This is a genomic window from Kribbella sp. CA-253562, assembly GCF_050942265.1.
GTDB lineage: Bacteria > Actinomycetota > Actinomycetes > Propionibacteriales > Kribbellaceae > Kribbella.
This window is the reverse complement of the sequence record NZ_CP192049.1, coordinates 125,878-143,284: the sequence shown is the minus strand read 5'-3', so window position 1 is coordinate 143,284 and position 17,407 is coordinate 125,878. Positions and strand designations below refer to the sequence as shown.

Annotated in this window: 15 protein-coding genes; 7 read left to right on the top strand and 8 right to left on the bottom strand. The window is 68.9% G+C overall.

The window, feature by feature from the left end; genetic code table 11:
* Positions 1–12 precede the first annotated feature (12 nt).
* The 5 genes from ACQPXM_RS00680 to ACQPXM_RS00660 are packed head-to-tail and all read right to left on the bottom strand — an operon-like array spanning position 13 to position 4,566.
* A complete protein-coding gene (locus ACQPXM_RS00680; RefSeq protein WP_432943628.1) occupies positions 13–690 on the bottom strand; it encodes a FadR/GntR family transcriptional regulator in 678 nt (225 codons plus the stop codon).
* Between the two features lie 3 nt (positions 691–693).
* Positions 694–1,596, bottom strand: coding sequence for a dihydrodipicolinate synthase family protein (locus ACQPXM_RS00675; protein WP_432943626.1), 903 nt, complete (start codon positions 1,594–1,596; stop codon positions 694–696).
* Positions 1,593–2,414, bottom strand: a complete 822-nt coding sequence (locus ACQPXM_RS00670) for a carbohydrate ABC transporter permease (protein ID WP_432943624.1) — start codon at positions 2,412–2,414, stop codon at positions 1,593–1,595. Before ACQPXM_RS00670 ends, ACQPXM_RS00675 begins: the two co-directional genes overlap by 4 nt.
* Positions 2,411–3,310, bottom strand: a complete 900-nt coding sequence (locus ACQPXM_RS00665; protein WP_432943622.1) for a carbohydrate ABC transporter permease — start codon at positions 3,308–3,310, stop codon at positions 2,411–2,413. The genes ACQPXM_RS00670 and ACQPXM_RS00665 overlap by 4 nt, the downstream gene beginning before the upstream one ends.
* An 11-nt stretch (positions 3,311–3,321) precedes the next feature.
* Positions 3,322–4,566, bottom strand: a complete 1,245-nt coding sequence (locus ACQPXM_RS00660; protein ID WP_432943620.1) for an ABC transporter substrate-binding protein — start codon at positions 4,564–4,566, stop codon at positions 3,322–3,324.
* Between the two features lie 108 nt (positions 4,567–4,674).
* Here ACQPXM_RS00660 and ACQPXM_RS00655 point away from each other — a divergent pair, with 108 nt between their 5' ends.
* A complete protein-coding gene (locus ACQPXM_RS00655) occupies positions 4,675–5,076 on the top strand; it encodes a hypothetical protein (protein WP_432943618.1) in 402 nt (133 codons plus the stop codon).
* Here the strand turns inward: ACQPXM_RS00655 and ACQPXM_RS00650 are convergent.
* The 3 genes from ACQPXM_RS00650 to ACQPXM_RS00640 form a co-directional block, all read right to left on the bottom strand.
* On the bottom strand, positions 5,064–6,767 hold the full coding sequence (locus tag ACQPXM_RS00650) for a DUF4041 domain-containing protein (RefSeq protein WP_432943616.1): 1,704 nt from the start codon (positions 6,765–6,767) through the stop codon (positions 5,064–5,066). The genes ACQPXM_RS00655 and ACQPXM_RS00650 overlap by 13 nt on opposite strands.
* 567 nt (positions 6,768–7,334) lie before the next feature.
* A complete protein-coding gene (locus ACQPXM_RS00645) occupies positions 7,335–8,315 on the bottom strand; it encodes an N-acetylglucosamine kinase (RefSeq protein WP_432943614.1) in 981 nt (326 codons plus the stop codon).
* Positions 8,312–8,968, bottom strand: a complete 657-nt coding sequence (locus ACQPXM_RS00640) for a nucleotidyltransferase domain-containing protein (RefSeq protein ID WP_432943612.1) — start codon at positions 8,966–8,968, stop codon at positions 8,312–8,314. The genes ACQPXM_RS00645 and ACQPXM_RS00640 overlap by 4 nt, the downstream gene beginning before the upstream one ends.
* 119 nt (positions 8,969–9,087) lie before the next feature.
* On the opposite strand from ACQPXM_RS00640, the gene ACQPXM_RS00635 reads away from it, so the two are divergent.
* The 6 genes from ACQPXM_RS00635 to ACQPXM_RS00610 are packed head-to-tail and all read left to right on the top strand — an operon-like array spanning position 9,088 to position 17,391.
* On the top strand, positions 9,088–9,876 hold the full coding sequence (locus ACQPXM_RS00635; RefSeq protein WP_432943610.1) for a TIGR03084 family metal-binding protein: 789 nt from the start codon (positions 9,088–9,090) through the stop codon (positions 9,874–9,876).
* A 10-nt stretch (positions 9,877–9,886) separates the two neighbouring features.
* Positions 9,887–11,608: an acyclic terpene utilization AtuA family protein gene (locus ACQPXM_RS00630; RefSeq protein WP_432943608.1), complete on the top strand. Its 1,722-nt coding sequence runs from the start codon at positions 9,887–9,889 to the stop codon at positions 11,606–11,608.
* Entirely contained in the window at positions 11,605–12,726 is a 1,122-nt protein-coding gene (locus ACQPXM_RS00625) for an acyl-CoA dehydrogenase family protein (RefSeq protein WP_432943606.1), read from the top strand. Before ACQPXM_RS00630 ends, ACQPXM_RS00625 begins: the two co-directional genes overlap by 4 nt.
* Positions 12,723–14,276: an acyl-CoA carboxylase subunit beta gene (locus ACQPXM_RS00620; RefSeq protein WP_432943604.1), complete on the top strand. Its 1,554-nt coding sequence runs from the start codon at positions 12,723–12,725 to the stop codon at positions 14,274–14,276. Before ACQPXM_RS00625 ends, ACQPXM_RS00620 begins: the two co-directional genes overlap by 4 nt.
* Positions 14,277–14,281: 5 nt before the next feature.
* A complete protein-coding gene (locus ACQPXM_RS00615) occupies positions 14,282–16,237 on the top strand; it encodes an acetyl/propionyl/methylcrotonyl-CoA carboxylase subunit alpha (RefSeq protein WP_432943602.1) in 1,956 nt (651 codons plus the stop codon).
* Complete coding sequence (locus tag ACQPXM_RS00610; RefSeq protein WP_432943600.1) at positions 16,234–17,391, top strand: acyl-CoA dehydrogenase family protein; 1,158 nt, start codon at positions 16,234–16,236, stop codon at positions 17,389–17,391. The genes ACQPXM_RS00615 and ACQPXM_RS00610 overlap by 4 nt, the downstream gene beginning before the upstream one ends.
* The last annotated feature ends 16 nt before the right edge of the window (positions 17,392–17,407 follow it).

The following is a 17,407-nucleotide window of genomic DNA, read 5'->3' as shown; positions in this document are numbered from 1 at the left end:
GCACAGCACTCTTCAGCCGTCCCGGAGCATGGCGGCCCGGGTCCGGACGTCGTTGAAGTGTTCTTGCATGCGCTGGATGGCGTCGAGCGGCTCGCCCGACTGCAGGGCTTCGACGATGCGGAGGTGGACGGCGGCACGGCCGCCTTCGACCGGGGCGGGAATCGCGTCGCCGAGGCGGACGAAGATCTCCCAGAACAGCTCGATCAGGTTGTCGACCAGAGGGTTCTGCAAACCCTTGTAGAGCGTGAGGTGGAACGCCCGGTCGACCGCGGTGATCTCCTTGCCGGCGGCCTCCAACTCGGCCATCTGTCCGGCCAGGCGGGCGCACTCGGCGAGCTCTTCGCTGCCGGCGCCGCGGGCGACGGCGGGCATCAGCCCGACCTCCATCGCCTCGCGGGCGGTGAGGATCTCCTCCAGCGCCATCCCGGGCACGGCCAGGCCGTACGGGAGTTGCTCGATCAGCGGCCGGAAGGAGAACGACGAGACGAACAGGCCGTTGCCGTGCTGGGCCTCGATCACGCCCAGGGTCTGCAGACTTCTTGTTGCCTCACGCAACGAAAGGCGGCTGACCCCGAGCTCGGCGGCGAGCACCGCCTCGGCAGGTAGCCGGTCCCCCGGGCCCAGGCCGCGGGACTTGATGAAGTCGCGCAACTTGACCTGGGCTTCGCGGTAGATCGGGCTCCTGCTCACGACTCATCCCTCCGGAGTGACTGCTCGCCAGGACGCGGCCAGCCGCTTTATCGTGTCATGCGCCGCGGGCGGCAGCGGTCCCCACGGCGTACGGGCGACGCCGGTGTCCGGGCCGCACGCGTTCAGCCACTCCTTGACGAAGCCGACTCCTCCGTACCGGCCGGCCTCCGCGGCGACCTGCCGGAAAGGTTCGTGCAACACCAGCGCGTCCTCGAGCCGGCCGGCGGCCATCGCGGCCGCGACCTGGTGGGCCTGCGGGGCGAGGGCGTTGTAGAGACTGCCGATCACCGCGTCCGCGCCGAACGCCAGCGCGGCGGGCAACAGTTCGTCCCTGCCGAAGTAGACCCGCACCTTGGAGGACACCGCCCGCGTCCGGTCGAACTCGAGCAGGTCCTCGTGGGTGAACTTCACCCCTGCGAAGTTCGGGATCCGCTCGACCGCCAGCGCGACCAGCTCACTCGGCCGGTACGGCGAACCCGTCATCCCGGGGAAGTGGTAGTAGAGGAACGGCGTCGTCGGTGCCTCGGCGGCGACCGCGGCGAGGAAGTCGACCGCCGTCTCCAGCGTGTTCGCCACTCCGAAGTACGGCGTGACCGACGCGATCAGGTCCACTCCGGCCGACTGCGCGTGCGCGGCCAGTTCCCGTGCCTCGGCCAGCGTGCTGTGCCCGACATGGGTCCCGAGCGCGAGCCCGTCCGGCCGCGCGGCGGCCCAGGCATCGACCAGCGCCTTGCGCTCGCCGGTGGTCAGGGCGGGAAACTCCCCCGACGTCCCGCCGACGAACGCACCGTGCACGCCGTGCGCGAGCAAGTGCTTGCCCTGGTCGGCGACGACCGGCAGGTTCAGCTCGCCGTCCGGGCCGAACGGGGTCGGCGTCGCCGCCCAGATCTCCAATGTGCTGGTCAACTCTTGGTCGCTCCTTCGGTGAGTCCGGCGACGATGTAGCGCTGGAGGAAAACGAACGCGGCGATCACCGGCAGCGCGACCACGGCGGAGACCGCCATCAGGTCGTTCCACCGGGTGCCGAAGGCGTTGGTGAGGCCGGCCAGGACGACCGTGATCGGCTGCAGGTTCTCGTCGGCGGCCAGCGCGAGCCCGAAGACGAACTCGCCCCAGGCGCCGAGGAAGCTGATCACCGCCAGCGTGATCAGGCCGGGCCGGCTGATCGGCAGCGCGATCCGGGCGAACGCGCCGAACGTCGTACAGCCGTCGACCTTGGCCGCCTCGAGGATCTCGCCGGGCACGGACAGGAAGTACGGGCGCAGCAGCACGATGCCGAGCGGGATCGCCAGCGACGCGTTCGCCAGGATCAGCCCGGCGTAGCTGTTCACCAGCCCGAGGTCGCTGAAGATCGCGAACATCGGCAGCGCCAGGTTCACCGCCGGCACCATCTGGACGACCAGGAACAGCATCAGGAACACCGACACGAAGCGCAGCCGCAACCGCGCCAGCCCGTACGCCGCGGGCACGGCGATGGCGATCGTCAGCAGCGTGGTGCCGATCGCGATCACCGCCGAGTTGGCCAGGCCCTTGGCGATCGCCGGGTTACCGAAGGCGGCATCGGCGTACGAACGCAGGGTCGGGGCCAGCGGAACCAGTTGCGGCGGGGTCGCGAAGATGTCGGCCGGCTTCTTGAACGACGTGTTGAGCATCCAGTAGACCGGCAGCAGGTAGACGAAGGTGATCAGCACCCCCGCGACTGTCATCGGCCAGCGGCGTCTCATGCGGTCTCCTCCTTGCGCAGCGAGCGGAAGTAGAACACCGACAGCACCACCGGGACGACCAGCAGCATCGTGGTGGCCACCGCCGCGACGTCGAACTTGTAGAAGCTGAAGGCCAGCTTGTACGCGTACACCGGCAGCACCTCGGTCGCGCCGCCCGGTCCGCCCTGGGTCATCAGGAAGACGGTGTCGAAGGTCTTGAACGTGGAGATGAAGCAGAGCAGCACGGTCGTCAGGCTGACCGGCTTGAGCAGCGGCAGCGTGATCCGGCGGAACTGCGCCCACGGCCCGGCGCCGTCGATCCGGGCCGCCTCGTAGAGCGTGCCCGAGATGCCCTGCAGCCCGGCGAGCAGCAGCACCATCGCGAACGGCGCGAAGCTCCACGCCGACGCGAGCGTCACCGCGACCATCGCCGTACCGGGTTTGCCGAGCCAGAAGATTTCCGTGCCGAGCACCGTGTTGAGCAGGCCGTAGGTGCCGTCGAGCAGCCAGCGCCAGACGTTCGCGCTGACCACGGTCGGCAGCACCCAGGCCAGCAGGAGCAGGGCGCGCAGGACGTTGCGGCCCGGGAAGTCGCGGTGGAAGAACAGCGCCAGCGCGAGGCCGGCGACGAACGTGACCAGCACCGTGCCGCCGGTGTAGATCAGCGAGATCCCGAACGACTTCCAGAACTCGGCCCGGCCGAGCTGGTCGGCGTAGTTGTCCAGTCCGACGAACTTCGCGTTGCCGTTGACGATCTGCGCGATGCCGACCTTCTGGAAGCTCTGCACGACGTTGTAGGCGAGCGGGTAGAGCACGGTGAACCCGACGAACAGGACCGCTGGTACGACGAAGAGGTACTCCGCCGTCGTGGTCCGCCGAGCGGTTGCCCGGCGGGTCGCCACGCGGTGCTGGGGCACGGTGATCGCCATTACTTGGCCAACGACTCGTCGATCGCCTTCTGCGCGGTCTTCAAGGCGTCCTCGGTACTGGCCGACCCACTCGCCGACACCTGCAGCGCGGCCTGCAGATGGGTCATCACCTCGGAGGACTTCGGCGCCAGCTTCTCGTCCGGTGCCCACGCCTCTTCCAGCTGCTGGGCGAAGACCTTGCGCACCGGGTCGTTCGAGGCGTCCTGCACGTCGTTGCGTGCGGCAAGCTTGTTACGGACCGGCAGGTAGGCCTGCAGTTCGGCCGGCTGCTGCAGCCAGCTGATCAGGTCCCAGGCGCCGTCCGGGTTCTTGCTGGTGGCACCGATCGCCAGGTTCTCGGCGGAAAGGAACGTCTGGCCGGTCTTGTCCTTCGGCAGCAGCGCGACGTCCCACTGCAGCTTCGGGTTCTCCTTGCGCAGGATGTTCACGTACGTCGCGGAGTTGATCATCATCGCGGCCTTGCCGTTCGCGAACTGGTTCTTCGCGTCCTCCTCGTTCCAGGTCAGCGCACCGGGCGAGATGGAGCCGGCCTTGATCATCCGGGTCAGCTGGTCGAGCCCGGACCGGGCCTCAGGGGTGTCGACCTTGTCGATCGAGGCGCCGGCGGCGAGCATCCGGATGATCGGAACGGTCGCGCCCTCGGGGCCCTCGATGCCGCTGATCGCCAGACCAGTACGGCCCTGGCCGGTCAGTTTCTTGGCGGTGGCCTCCATCTCCGCCCAGGTGGTCGGCGGTTTCACGCCGGCCTGCTGGAGGAGCTGCTTGTTGTAGTAGACGGCGTACGCGTCGGCGACGTGCGGGATGCCGTAGGTCTTGCCGTCGACCTGCGTGGTGGCCCAGCTGGTCTTGAAGTACTTGTCCTGCTGCCCCCAGGACCCGACCCGGTCGCCGAGGTCGCTGATGATCCCGGCCGAGGCCATCGTGGCGGTGTCGAACGCCCCGATCAGCGCGACGTCGGGCAACTCCTTGGCCGCGGCCGACTGGAGCAGCGTGCGGTTGAAGTCGTCGTACGGGATGAAGCGGACGTCGACGGTGACGTCGTCCTTCGCGTCGTCGTACTTCTTGATCAGGTCGTAGAGCGGCTTGCCGGTCGGGCTGCTCGGGTCACCGTAGTACTGCCAGAGCGTGAGCGTGCCACCACCGTCGCTGCCCTCGCCGGAGTCGCCGTCCCCGCCACAGGCGACCACGCCGGCAAGCAGTCCGAACCCGCTGATCGCGGCCACCAGCCGCCTGCGAACACCCATCACGCGCCTCCATCACCAGGGGAATGCAGGCGAAATTAGTCAGATATCTGATATCTGTCAACAGGTCACGCTCTGGCCCCAGGGACGCTGCGCGCCGTAGCCTGAGGCATGACCGGACGAGTCATCGCCTCGAAGGCAGCCAACTTCCTGGTCGAGGACGCCAAGCTCCGCAACAACCTCACCGGCCCGGCGTTCGACCTGCTCGACGTCTCCACCAAGCCGGTCGAACTGGTCCTCGCCACCTTCCGGCAGCACTACGGCGGCCTGTGGGTCGGCGGCCGCGTGACTCTCACCGAGACCGCGATCTCACTCGCCCCGAACGCCGTCAACCGTTCGGTCCACCAGGAACTCAACTCCATCGAAGTCCCACTGACGATGATCACGTCGGTCGACGTCGAGTTCGGCTACCTCACCAAGATCGTGGCCCTCGGCACCCCGACCCACACCGTCAAGTTCCGCTGCTTCGGCGCCCGCGGACTCGCCGACCGCATCCGCGCTCAGCTGCCTTGAAGCCTGCTCGCTTCGGGAACGACCGGGGTGCTACCGGACTCGTTGACCGATTGGTGGTACTCGAACGCCTCGGCTGATTCGGTGAATTCCAGGAGATCTCCGGCCACAGCGGACAGCAGCGACCGAACCTCGGCAGGCGTCGCGTAGAAGAACTCTCTGCGCAGATTCACCCGGTTGACCCGCCGGTCCGCCAGCCGGCGATGCATCTCCGCCTCGACCCCGACCGCGTCGTTCGAGAAGTGGATGGCGTGCACGTCGAAGTTGAACGGCACGGAGGCGTCGGACAGTTCGCGGATCCGGTCCAGCGGCTCCAGCCTCCGGGTCATCCCGACCTTGACCATCCGTTCGCCGAAGGCGCCCAGATTCGAGATGACGTACACGTAGCCGGCGCGGATGTTGGCGGCGCGATAGTCGACGTCCTCGATCGCCTTCTCGATCTCACTCATCTCCGCCCGCAGCCGGTCGGCGGCTTCGAGGTCGCCCTTGGCTTCGAGAGCGGCCAACGCATTGGCGTAGTGCGCGCGCTCGCGTTCGAGCTTGTCGCGCTGCCGCTGGAACTCCTGCTGTGCTTGGCGTTCCTCACGCAGCCGCTGCTTCTCCTCCTTGTCCCGCTCTTTCTCGGCCGCGACCTTCTCGAGGAAGTCCGCGGTCAGCTCCATCTCCTTCAGCCGCAGACGGTGGTACTCGAGCCCGATCGCGATGTCCATCGACTGACCGAGCTTCTCGATCGTCGCCTTGGCTTTCTCCAGCCGGTCCTTCGACGTGTCCAGCTTGTACGGGCGCAGCCCGCGCACCAGGTTGTCGGCCTCGTTGTTGTAGGCCCGAAGCAGCAGCTTCGAGAACTCCCGCACCATCTTCGCGCCCTGCGTGCGCGACCCGTTCATGGTCATCACCTGTGAGCCGGACACCGCACCGCCGTCCTTGCGGACCATCGCCTTGATCCTGTCCTGCAGCCTGGCCAACTCGGCCTTGTAGGCGACCGAGTCGTCCAACGGATGGGTGTACTGGTAAACACCCACCTCCTGGAGGATCAGCGTGTCCTCGGTGACGACCATTTGGTGGCGCAGTGCGGTGAGACGATCCCGCGATGCCGCCTCGTCGGCGGCGAGGTCTGCCAGTACAGCCAGATGCCTGGCCTGCTGGTCCTCGTGCTCGCGGCGTTGAGCGGACTGCAACTGCTCGATGTCCTCGACCAGGGCGGTCTTGCGCTCCTCGATTTCAACCAGGGTGAGCGCACCAAGCTTGTCCAACTGTGCGCGTAGCTGGTCGTTCTTCGCCGTCAGCCGCTGAATCTCGGCGGCGAACTCCTTGGCCTTGCCACGTGCGCCGAAGAGTCCGATGGACAAGTCCGCGTCCTTGTCCGAGGAGGCCGGCGCCGGAGATGACCGAACCGCAGCGGGCGCCTCGGTCGTGGTCGGCATATTCGCCGGGGCAGTGACGCCCGGCCAAGCCTGCGGTGTGGGTTGCTCGACAGGAGGAACGAAGACCGGTACCCGCGGCAACCAGAAACTCCAGTTCGGAGGCGGTGGCCCCCACGCCGGGTCCGACCGCCAGCCGACTGGGGGAATCCAGTCCGAGGATGGTGGCGGTGGCCAGTTCGGCGGCGAGTTGTAAATCCACGCCGCCGCCCATTGTGGATCGGTTGGCACGGCGAATCCGGCCGCCGACTGCTGCTCTCTGCCTTGACGCATGGCTGTTTCCCTCCCCAGACGCCGTCTGAGCACGGCGTTCCCCGTCGGGGACGGTAACACTCTGTGTAGCCCGGGAACAGGCTCAGAGGTCGCTTTCGAACGATCGACATGTACGGAAAGTACTCATCGTCGAAGCTGCACAGCCGTGCGGATCGGGCCTCAGCCAAAGGCGACCTTTCGGTTGCCAACCGTCGCTATCCTCTCTTCCTCTCTTCCTCTCTTCCTCTCTTCCTCTCTTCCTCTCTTCCTCTCTTCCTCTCTTCCTCTCTTCCTCTCTTCCTCTCTTCCTCTCTTCCTCTCTTCCTCTCTTCCTCTCTTCCTCTCTTCCTCTCTTCCTCTCTTCCTCTCTTCCTCTCTTCCTCTCTTCCTCTCTTCCTCTCTTCCTCTCTTCCTCTCTTCCTCTCTTCCTCTCTTCCTCTCTTCCTCTCTTCCTCTCTTCCTCTCTTCCTCTCTTCCTCTCTTCCTCTCTTCCTCTCTTCCTCTCTTCCTCTCTTCCTCTCTTCCTCTCTTCCTCTCTTCCTCTCTTCCTCTCTTCCTCTCTTCCTCTCTTCCTCTCTTCCTCTCTTGTCAGGGGTGGGCGATGACGAGGTCGGCGTAGGGGCCGAGGGGGCCGGTGGCGAGGCGCTCGGCGCCGTCGAGCGGGGTGCCGGCCGGCGGGATCAGCTGGGCTCGGGGTGGAAGGTTGGCGCGGAGCGGGTGGAGGAGTTGGTCGGGGGCGGCTTCGACGACGCCGCCGACCAGGGCTACCGGGACGGGGCTGTCGCCGGGGAGCGAGGCGACGGCGGTGGTGATGGTTTCGGCGATGTCGTGGGCGGCTTGGGTGATGATGGCGCGGGCGACTTGGTCGCCGGTGGCGGCGTGCTTGAAGACGGTGGGGGCGAAGGCGGCTACGTCGGCGACCAGCGTGGGGGAGGCGTAGAGGGTCACCGGGTCGAGGGCTGCGGTGGCGAGGGCGGTCGAGGGGCCTCGGCCGTCGCGGGATCGCTGGACGGCGACCAGGCCGGCCCGGCCGATGGCGAAGGCGCTGCCGGCGTCGCCGAAGAAGTAGCCGTGGCCGTCGACCTTGTGGCGGCGGCCGTCCGGGCCGATCGCCAGGCAGACGAGGCCGGTGCCGGCGGCAACTACTACGCCGGGGTCGCCGGCCAGGGCGCCCGCGTGGGCGGTGACAACGTCTTCGGTGAGGCGGATCTCGCGGGCGGGAAAGAGGTCGGCGATGGCCTCGGCCAGGTGGCGGGCGACGGTTCGGTCGGGTGGGAAGCCGGCCAGGCCGAGGCAGACGGTGTCGATGGGCTCGGCGCCGCGTACGACGCTGCCGGCGGTCGCGGACCGGGCTTCGCGCAGCAGCTCGCCGGCGCCCGCGTCGATGACGGCGGTTCGGATCGCGTCGACGGTGGCGGTCAGGCTGTTCGGTCCGTGCTGGTAGCCGGGGCCGCGACCGGTTCGGCCGTCGGGCAGGATCCGAAGGCGGAGTGCGGACTGACCGCCGTCGATCGCGAGGCTGATCATGCCGGATCCGACGGCCGGGTCATCGGCAGTCCGCGAACTCACCGGGACGTTGTGTAGAGCAACTCGCGCGTCGTGTGCAGGCGGCTCAGCACAGCGGTGAGATCGGGCCCGTAGACGGTGACCGACTCGTCGCACCAGCGGTCGACGATGGGCTCGTTCGCGGTCACTTGGACGGTGAGCTCGGTCAGGTTCAGCTCGTAGAACTGGGTGGCATTGCCGGTCATGTCGACCACCGTCCGGAGCAGCTCAGCGGCTTGCCGCTCCCACTGGTCGTTGTCGGCAGCAACCTCGTCGGGGCGGATCAGCAGGACGTCAACATCACTGTCCAGATCGCCATCGCCCCGCGCGGCGGCGCCGTACAGGCTGGCGTGGACGGGCGGCAGCGACCAGGTTGCCAGTTCGGCGCGCAGGCTGGTCACGAATGTCGTCTGCAGGTCAGCGAGCAGTTCGACTGCCTGAGCCGCAAGGTGCTTGCGGTTGAGCGTGTAGAGCAGTGAGTTGCCCGCCTCGGCGACGTGCACCAAACCGGTCGAGGTGAGCCGCTGCAGCACCAGCCGTACGCCGGCGACGCTGCCCACGCCCGCGAGTCCGTGCACCTGCCGCCCGGACAAGCCACGGTCAGCGCCTGCGAGCACCTGCAGCACCGCGCCGTCCAGCGACGGTACGACGGTGGCGATCGGTCGGCCGAAGTCCATGATGCCGTCACCCTAGTGAGTATTGTGATCAATCGCCTACTTTCCGTGACACCGCAAGAACCGCCGATCGCAAAACAAGCACCCTTGATTCTTTTGTGGGTCGGTGGGACGCTCGGCGGGTGGAGCTGGACGAGGTACTGGCCGATCTCTGGGCCGAGAACGCCGAACTGGACATGCTCGTCGCCGGCCTCGCCGCCGACGCCTGGACGACGCCGACACCGGCCGAGGGCTGGACGGTCGCGCACCAGATCGCGCACCTGGCCTGGACCGACGAGGCCGCGCTGAGCGCGATCACCGATCAGGACGCGTTCCAGGCGACGCTGCGCAAGGCCGCCGCCGACCCGGCCGGGTACGTCGACGAGGGCGCCGCCGAGGGAGCCGCGCTGCCGGCCGAGCAACTGCTGCCGTACTGGCGGGAGTCGCGCACGGAGCTGGCCGAGGCGCTGAAGCAGGTCCCGGCCGGCGAGAAGATCGCCTGGTTCGGGCCGCCGATGAGCGCGACCTCGATGGCGACCGCGCGGCTGATGGAGACCTGGGCGCACGGCCAGGACATTCACGACGGGCTCGGCGTGACCCGGCAGCCGTCGAGCCGGCTGCGGCACATCGCGCACCTCGCCGTCCGGACGCGGGACTTCTCGTACCGGCTGCACGACCGGACGCCGCCCGCGGAGCCGTTCCACGTGGAACTGTCCGGCCCCGACGGCCAGACCTGGACGTACGGCGACCCGAACGCGAGCCAGCGGGTGACCGGCCCGGCGCTCGACTTCTGCCTGCTCGCCACCCAGCGCCGGCATCGCGACGACCTCGCGGTCGAGGCGGTCGGCGCCGACGCCGAGCAGTGGCTGGACATCATCCAGGCCTTCGCCGGACTCCCCGGTCAGGGTCGCGTCGCGGGTCAGTTCGGCTGAGGGGACGGCGATGACGGAAGCGGTCCGGATCGGCAACGCGTCGGGGTTCTACGGCGACCGGTTCAGCGCCTTCCACGAGATGGTGACCGGCGGGCCGCTCGACTACGTCACCGGTGACTACCTGGCCGAGCTGACGATGCTGATCCTCGGGCGGGACCGGCTGAAGGACCCCTCGCTCGGTTACGCGCGGACGTTCCTCAAGCAGCTCGAGACCGGCCTCGGCGAGGCGCTCGACCGCGGGGTCAAGGTGGTCAGCAACGCCGGCGGGCTCAACCCGGCCGGCCTCGCCGACGCGATCCAGCAACTCGCGGACAAGCTCGGGCTGCACCCGAAGATCGCGTACGTCGAGGGCGACGACCTCTTGTCCCGCACGGACGAGCTGGGACTCGGCAAACCTCTCACCGCCAACGCCTATCTCGGCGCCTGGGGCATCGCCGAAGCGCTGCGCGAAGGCGCCGACCTCGTCGTCACCGGCCGAGTCACCGACGCCTCGGTGATCGTCGGTCCCGCCGCCGCACACCACGGCTGGCAGCGCGACCAGTACGACGAACTGGCCGGCGCCGTCGTCGCCGGACACGTGATCGAGTGCGGTTGCCAAGCGACCGGCGGCAACTACGCCTTCTTCCACGAACTGCGCAACCTCGATCGCCCCGGCTTCCCGATCGCGGAGATCCACGCCGACGGTTCCAGCGTGATCACCAAGCACGACGGCACCGGCGGCGCGGTCACGATCGACACGGTCAAGGCCCAGCTGCTCTACGAGATCACCGGCGCCCGGTACGCCGGCCCGGACGTCACCACCCGGCTCGACACGATCGAGCTGACCGACGACGGGCCCGACCGGATCCGGATCAGCGGGGTCGAGGGCGAGCCACCGCCGCCGACGTACAAGGTGTCGCTGAACAGCCTCGGCGGATTCCGCAACGAGGTCGACTTCGTGCTCACCGGGCTGGAGCTCGAGGCGAAGGCCGAGCTGGTCCAGCGGCAGCTCGAAGGCGGCCTGCCGCGCAAGCCGGCCGAGCTGAAGTGGTCGCTGAACTGGACCGAGCAGCCGAACGCGGAGACCGAGGAGCTGGCCAGCGTCCTGCTCAAGTGTGTGGTGAAGGACCCCGATCCGAAGGTGGTCGGCCGGGCGTTCTCCAGCGCGGCGGTCGAGCTGGCGCTGGCGAGCTACCCGGGGTTTCACGTGACCCGGCCGCCGGAGGACGGTTCGCCGTACGGGGTGTTCACGGCGGGTTTCGTCGAGGTCGGCGAGGTGGAGCACGTGGTGGTGCTGCCGGACGGGTCGCGCCGGGTGATCGAGCCGGCCGCCGAGACGCAGAAGCTGGAGCCGGTCGAGGAGGCCGACCTGCCGATGCCCCTGCCGCAGCTGGTCGCGGCCGGTCGGCCGGCGCGATCGCTGACGCGCGAGGTGCCGCTCGGGCGGGTGGTCGGCGCGCGGAGCGGCGACAAGGGCGGCGACGCGAACGTCGGCGTCTGGGCGCGCAACGAAACGGCCTGGCGCTGGCTCGCGCACACGCTGACGATCGGGCTGTTCAAGGAGCTGCTGCCCGAGACCGAGGACCTGCGGGTCACTCGGTACGTGCTGCCGAACCTGTGGGCGTTGAACTTCGTGGTCGAAGGGCTGCTGGGCGAGGGCGTCGCGGCGCAGGCGCGCTTCGACCCGCAGGCGAAGGCGGTCGGCGAGTGGCTGCGCTCGCGGTACGTCGACGTACCGGAGGTGTTGCTGTGAACGACTTCCGGGAGTCCGTCCGACGGTTCATGGCGTCCGAGGTGCTGCCGTGGCTCGACGACTGGGAGCGCGAAGGTGAGTTGCCGCGGGAGTTGCACAAGAAGGCCGGCGAGCTGGGGCTGCTCGGCGTCGGCTTTCCCGAGGCGGTCGGTGGAGGCGGCGGCTCACTGGCGGACGCGATCGCCGTGGTCGAGGAGCTGCACTACAGCGGCGGCTCCGGCGGACTGGTCGCGTCGCTGCTGACCTGTGGCATCGCGGTGCCGCACATTGTTGCTGCAGGCAATGAAGGTCAGCTCGACCGATGGGTGCGGCCGACGCTGGCGGGTGAGCTGATCGGGGCGCTGGCGATCACCGAACCCGACGGTGGATCGGACGTCGCCTCATTGCGGACGACGGCTCGACGCGACGGCGATCACTTCGTCGTGAACGGATCCAAGACCTACATCACGTCGGGGTGCCGCGCGGACTTCGTCACGGTTGCGGTGCGGACCGGTGGCCCGGGTGCGCACGGGATCTCGTTGCTGGTGATCGAGCGCGGGACGCCGGGCTTCGAGGTGTCGCGCAAGCTGGAGAAGATGGGCTGGCTGTGCTCGGACACCGCCGAACTGTCGTTCACCGATGTGCGGGTGCCGGTCGAGAACCTGGTGGGCGTCGAGGGATCGGGGTTCGCCCAGCTCGCGCAGAACTTCGTGGCCGAGCGGTTGACTCTCGCGGTCCAGGCGTACGCCGGTGCGCAGCGGGCTCTCGATCTCACCGTGCAGTGGTGCCGGGCGCGCAAGACCTTCGACCGGCCGCTGATCTCGCGGCAGACGGTGCAGTTCACGCTGACCGAGATGGCTCGGCGGATCGACGTCGCACGGGTCTACGTGCACGACGTCGTACGGCGGGCGGAAGCGGGCGAGGACGTGATCGCCGAAGTCTGCTTCGCCAAGAACACCGCGGTCGAAGCCGGTCAATGGGTCTGCGACCAGGCGCTGCAGCTGCACGGCGGGCTCGGCTACCTGCGCGAGGCCGAGGTCGAGCGGCAGTACCGCGACCAGAAGATCCTCGCCATCGGGGGCGGCACCACGGAAATCCTGACCGGCCTGGCCTCCAAGCGACTGGGGTACACCGCATGAGTAACCGCGAGGCGATGCTGGACAAGCTCGCAGCGCTCGACGAAGAGCATCAGAAGGCGCTCGCGGGTGGTGGCGAGAAGTACGTCGCGCGGCACCACAAGCGCGGCAAACTGCTGGCCCGGGAGCGGATCGAGCTGCTGCTCGACCCCGACTCGGCGTTCCTGGAACTGTCGCCGCTGGCCGGCTGGGGATCCGACTTCACGGTCGGCGCCAGCCTGGTCACCGGGATCGGTGTGGTCGAGGGCGTCGAGTGCCTGATCACCGCGAACGATCCGACGGTCAAGGGCGGCGCGAGCAACCCGTGGACGCTGAAGAAGGCGTTGCGCGCCGACGAGATCGCGCGGGCCAACCGGCTGCCGGTGATCAGCCTGGTCGAGTCCGGCGGTGCGGATCTGCCCACGCAGAAGGAGATCTTCATCCCGGGCGGGGCGATGTTCCGCAACCTGACCCGGCTGTCGGCCGAGGGCATCCCGACGATCGCGCTGGTCTTCGGCAACTCGACCGCGGGCGGCGCGTACATCCCCGGCATGAGCGACTACGTGGTGATGGTCGACGGCGGCGCGAAGGTGTTCCTGGCCGGGCCGCCACTGGTGAAGATGGCGACCGGTGAGGACGCCGACGACGAGTCGCTCGGCGGCGCGGCGATGCACGCGCGCGTCTCCGGACTCGCGGACTACTTCGCCGTCGACGAGCCCGACGCGATCCGGCTCGGGCGGCAGATCGTGTCCCGGCTGAACTGGAAAAAGCTCGGCCCGCCGCCGGCTCCGTCGTACGAGGAGCCGTTGTACGACGCGGACGAGCTGCTCGGCATCGTGCCGGGCGACCTGAAGATCCCGTTCGATCCGCGGGACGTGATCGCGCGGGTGGTGGACGGGTCGGTGTTCGACGAGTTCAAGCCGCTGTACGGGTCGTCGCTGGCGACCGGCTGGGCGTCGGTGCACGGCTATCCGGTCGGGATCCTGGCGAACGCACGCGGTGTGCTGTTCTCCGAGGAGTCGCAGAAGGCCGCGCAGTTCATCCAGCTGGCGAACCGGGCGTCGGTGCCGCTGATCTTCCTGCACAACACGACCGGCTACATGGTCGGGCAGGAGTACGAGCAGGGCGGCATCATCAAGCACGGCGCGCAGATGATCAACGCGGTCTCCAACTCTTCCGTACCGCACATCTCGATCCTGATGGGAGCGTCGTACGGCGCCGGGCACTACGGGATGTGTGGGCGGGCGTTCGATCCGCGGTTCCTGTTCGCCTGGCCGTCGGCGAAGTCGGCGGTGATGGGGCCGCAGCAGCTCGCCGGGGTGCTGTCGATCGTCGCGCGCGCTGCGGCACAGGCGAAGGGCCAGCCGTACGACGAGGACGGCGACGCCGCGATGCGCGCGTACGTCGAGGGGCAGATCGAGGCCGAGTCGCTGCCGATGTTCCTGTCCGGGCGGCTGTACGACGACGGCGTGATCGATCCGCGCGACACCCGGACCGTGCTCGGGCTGTGCCTGTCCGCCATTCACTCGGCGCCGGTGGAGGGCACGTCCTCCTTCGGCGTGTTCAGGATGTGACGACGATGATCAACTCGGTGCTGGTGGCCAACCGCGGGGAGATCGCGCGGCGGGTGTTCCGCACGGCGCGGGCGTTGGGGCTCGGGACGGTCGCCGTGCACTCGACCGCCGACGCGTCGGCGCCGTACGTCGGGGAGGCGGATGCGGCGGTTCAGCTGCCCGGGAACGCTCCGGGGGAGACGTATCTGCGCGGCGATCTGGTGATCGCGGCGGCGCGGGCCGCGGGGGCGGATGCGGTGCACCCGGGGTACGGGTTCCTGTCGGAGAACGCCGGATTCGCGCAGGCGGTGATCGACGCCGGGCTGACCTGGATCGGGCCGCCGGTCGAGGCGATCGCGGCGATGGGGTCGAAGGTCGAGGCGAAGAAGCTGATGGCGGCGGCCGGCGTACCGGTGCTGGCGGAACTGGAGTCGGTGGAGGCGGACGACCTTCCGGTGCTGGTGAAGGCGTCGGCCGGTGGTGGCGGGCGCGGGATGCGGGTCGTGCACCGGCTGGAGGATCTGGCCGGGGAGATCGAGGCGGCGTCGGCGGAGGCGTTGTCGGCGTTCGGGGACGGGACCGTCTTCTGCGAGCGGTATCTGGCGACCGGCCGGCACATCGAGGTCCAGGTGCTGGCGGATCAGCACGGGACAGTGTGGGCGGTCGGCGAGCGGGAGTGCTCGATCCAGCGGCGGCACCAGAAGGTCGTCGAGGAGTCGCCGTCGCCTTTGGTGGAACGGGTTCCTGGGATGCGCTCCTCGTTGTTCGAGGCGGCGCGGAAGGCGGCCGAGGCGATCGGGTACGTCGGGGCGGGCACGGTGGAGTTCCTGGCGGACGAGAGCGGCAAGTTCTACTTCCTGGAGATGAACACGCGGCTGCAGGTGGAGCATCCGGTGACGGAAGCTGTGACCGGGTTGGACTTGGTGGCGCTGCAGTTGTCGATCGCGGCGGGCGAAGCCTTGTCGACCCAGCCGCCGGAGCCGGTCGGGCATTCGATCGAGGTGCGGTTGTACGCCGAGGATCCGGCGCAGGACTGGCAGCCGCAGACGGGCCGGCTCCATCGGTTCGCCATTCCTGGTAGTGAGTTCGAGCCTGGTGGATCGCGGAGTGGTTCACCGTGGATTCGGGTGGACTCCGGGGTTGTTGCCGGGTCCGAGGTTTCGCCGTACTACGACGCGATGCTGGCCAAGGTGATCGTCTGGGGCGCCACTCGGGAAGTGGCCGCTCGGCGGTTGGCTTCCGCGCTGGCTTCGGCGCAGATCCACGGCGTGCGGACGAATCGGGATCTGCTGGTCTGGATCCTGCGGCATCCCGCCTTTGGTGCCGGTGACACCGATACCGGGTTCTTCGAGCGCTACGGCGTCGGCGAACCGCTCGCGGACAAGGAAGCCGAGGAGTTGTCGGCGCTGGCAGCGGCCCTCGCGGATGCGGCGCGGAACCGGGCGACGGCGAGGGTGCAGGGCAGGCTGCCGAGTGGGTGGCGGAATCTGCCGTCTCAGCCGCAGCGGAAGAGCTTCGCGGCCGGCGACTCGACGTACGAGGTGTCCTACCGGCTGACGCGGGACGGGCTCGTGACGGACGGCGACGTGAAACTGGTCGAGGCGTCCGCCGAGCGGGTGGTGCTGGACGTGGGTGCAGTACGCCGCGGGTTCGCGGTGGCGGCGTACCCGGGGCTGGTGTGTGTGGACTCGGCGCTGGGCCCGGTGGCGTTGACGCCGGTCGAGCGGTTCCCGGATCCGGCGCAGCAACTGGCGGCCGGGTCGCTGGTCGCGCCGATGCCGGGGTCGGTGATCCGGGTAGGGGTCGCGGTGGGCGACGAGGTGAAGCAGGGACAGCCGCTGCTCTGGCTGGAGGCGATGAAGATGGAGCACACCATCTCCGCTCCGTCCGACGGGGTGGTGGCCGAGCTCACCGTCGGCGAGGGTGAGCAGGTCGAGGTCGGGGCCGTTCTGGCCGTCGTACGAGTTGGGGAGGACGCATGAGCTTCGTCGAGACCGAGGAACGCCGCGCGTTGCGAGCGGCGGTGAGCGAGCTCGGCCACAAGTACGGCTACGCGTGGTTCACCGAGCGGGCGCGCAAGGGCGAGCAGACGACCGAGCTGTGGCAGGAGGCCGGGAAGCTCGGCTATCTGGGTGTGAACCTGCCCGAGCAGTACGGCGGAGGCGGCGGCGGGATGGCCGACCTGTCGATCGTGCTGGAGGAGCTCGGCGCGGCCGGCTGCCCCCTGCTGATGATGGTCGTCTCGCCCGCGATCTGCGGCACGGTGATCAGCCGGTTCGGCACCGACGGCCAGAAGCAGCGCTGGCTGCCCGGGCTCGCGGACGGCTCGACCACGATGGCGTTCGCGATCACCGAACCCGACGCCGGGTCGAACTCGCACAACATCACCACCACCGCCCGGCGGACCGCTGACGGCTGGTCGCTGTCCGGCCGCAAGGTCTACATCTCCGGCCTCGACGTCGCGCAGGCCGTGCTGGTCGTCGGCCGGACCGAGGACGCGAGGACCGGCCGCCTCAAGCCCGCGCTCTTCATCGTGCCGACCGACGCGCCGGGGGTCGAGTTCCGGCAGATCGAGATGGACCTGATCAGCCCGGACAAGCAGTTCTCGCTGTACCTGGACGACGTCGCGCTGCCCACCGAGGCGCTGGTCGGCTCCGAGGACGCCGCGCTGCTGCAGCTGTTCGCCGGGCTGAATCCCGAGCGGATCATGGCCTCGGCGTTCGCGATCGGCATCGGCCGGCACGCGCTCGGCAAAGCCGTTGCCTACGTCAAGGACCGGCAGGTCTGGAAGACACCGATCGGCGCCCACCAAGGGATCTCGCACCCGCTGGCCCAGGTCAAGATCGAGCTCGAGCTGGCCCGGCTGATGATGCAGAAGGCGGCCGCCCTGTACGACGCCGGCGACGACCTGGCCGCCGGCGAGGCCGCGAACATGGCCAAGTACGCCGCCGGCGAGGCGTGCGTCCGGTCCACCGACCAGGCGGTGCAGTCGCTCGGCGGCAACGGCATGACGGTCGAGTACGGCGTCGCGTCGCTGGTCGCCGCGGCCCGCGCCACCCGGATCGCCCCGGTCAGCCGGGAGATGATCCTCAACTTCGTCGCCCAGCACTCCTTGGGTCTACCCAAGTCGTACTGATTCGGCCACAGTCGTG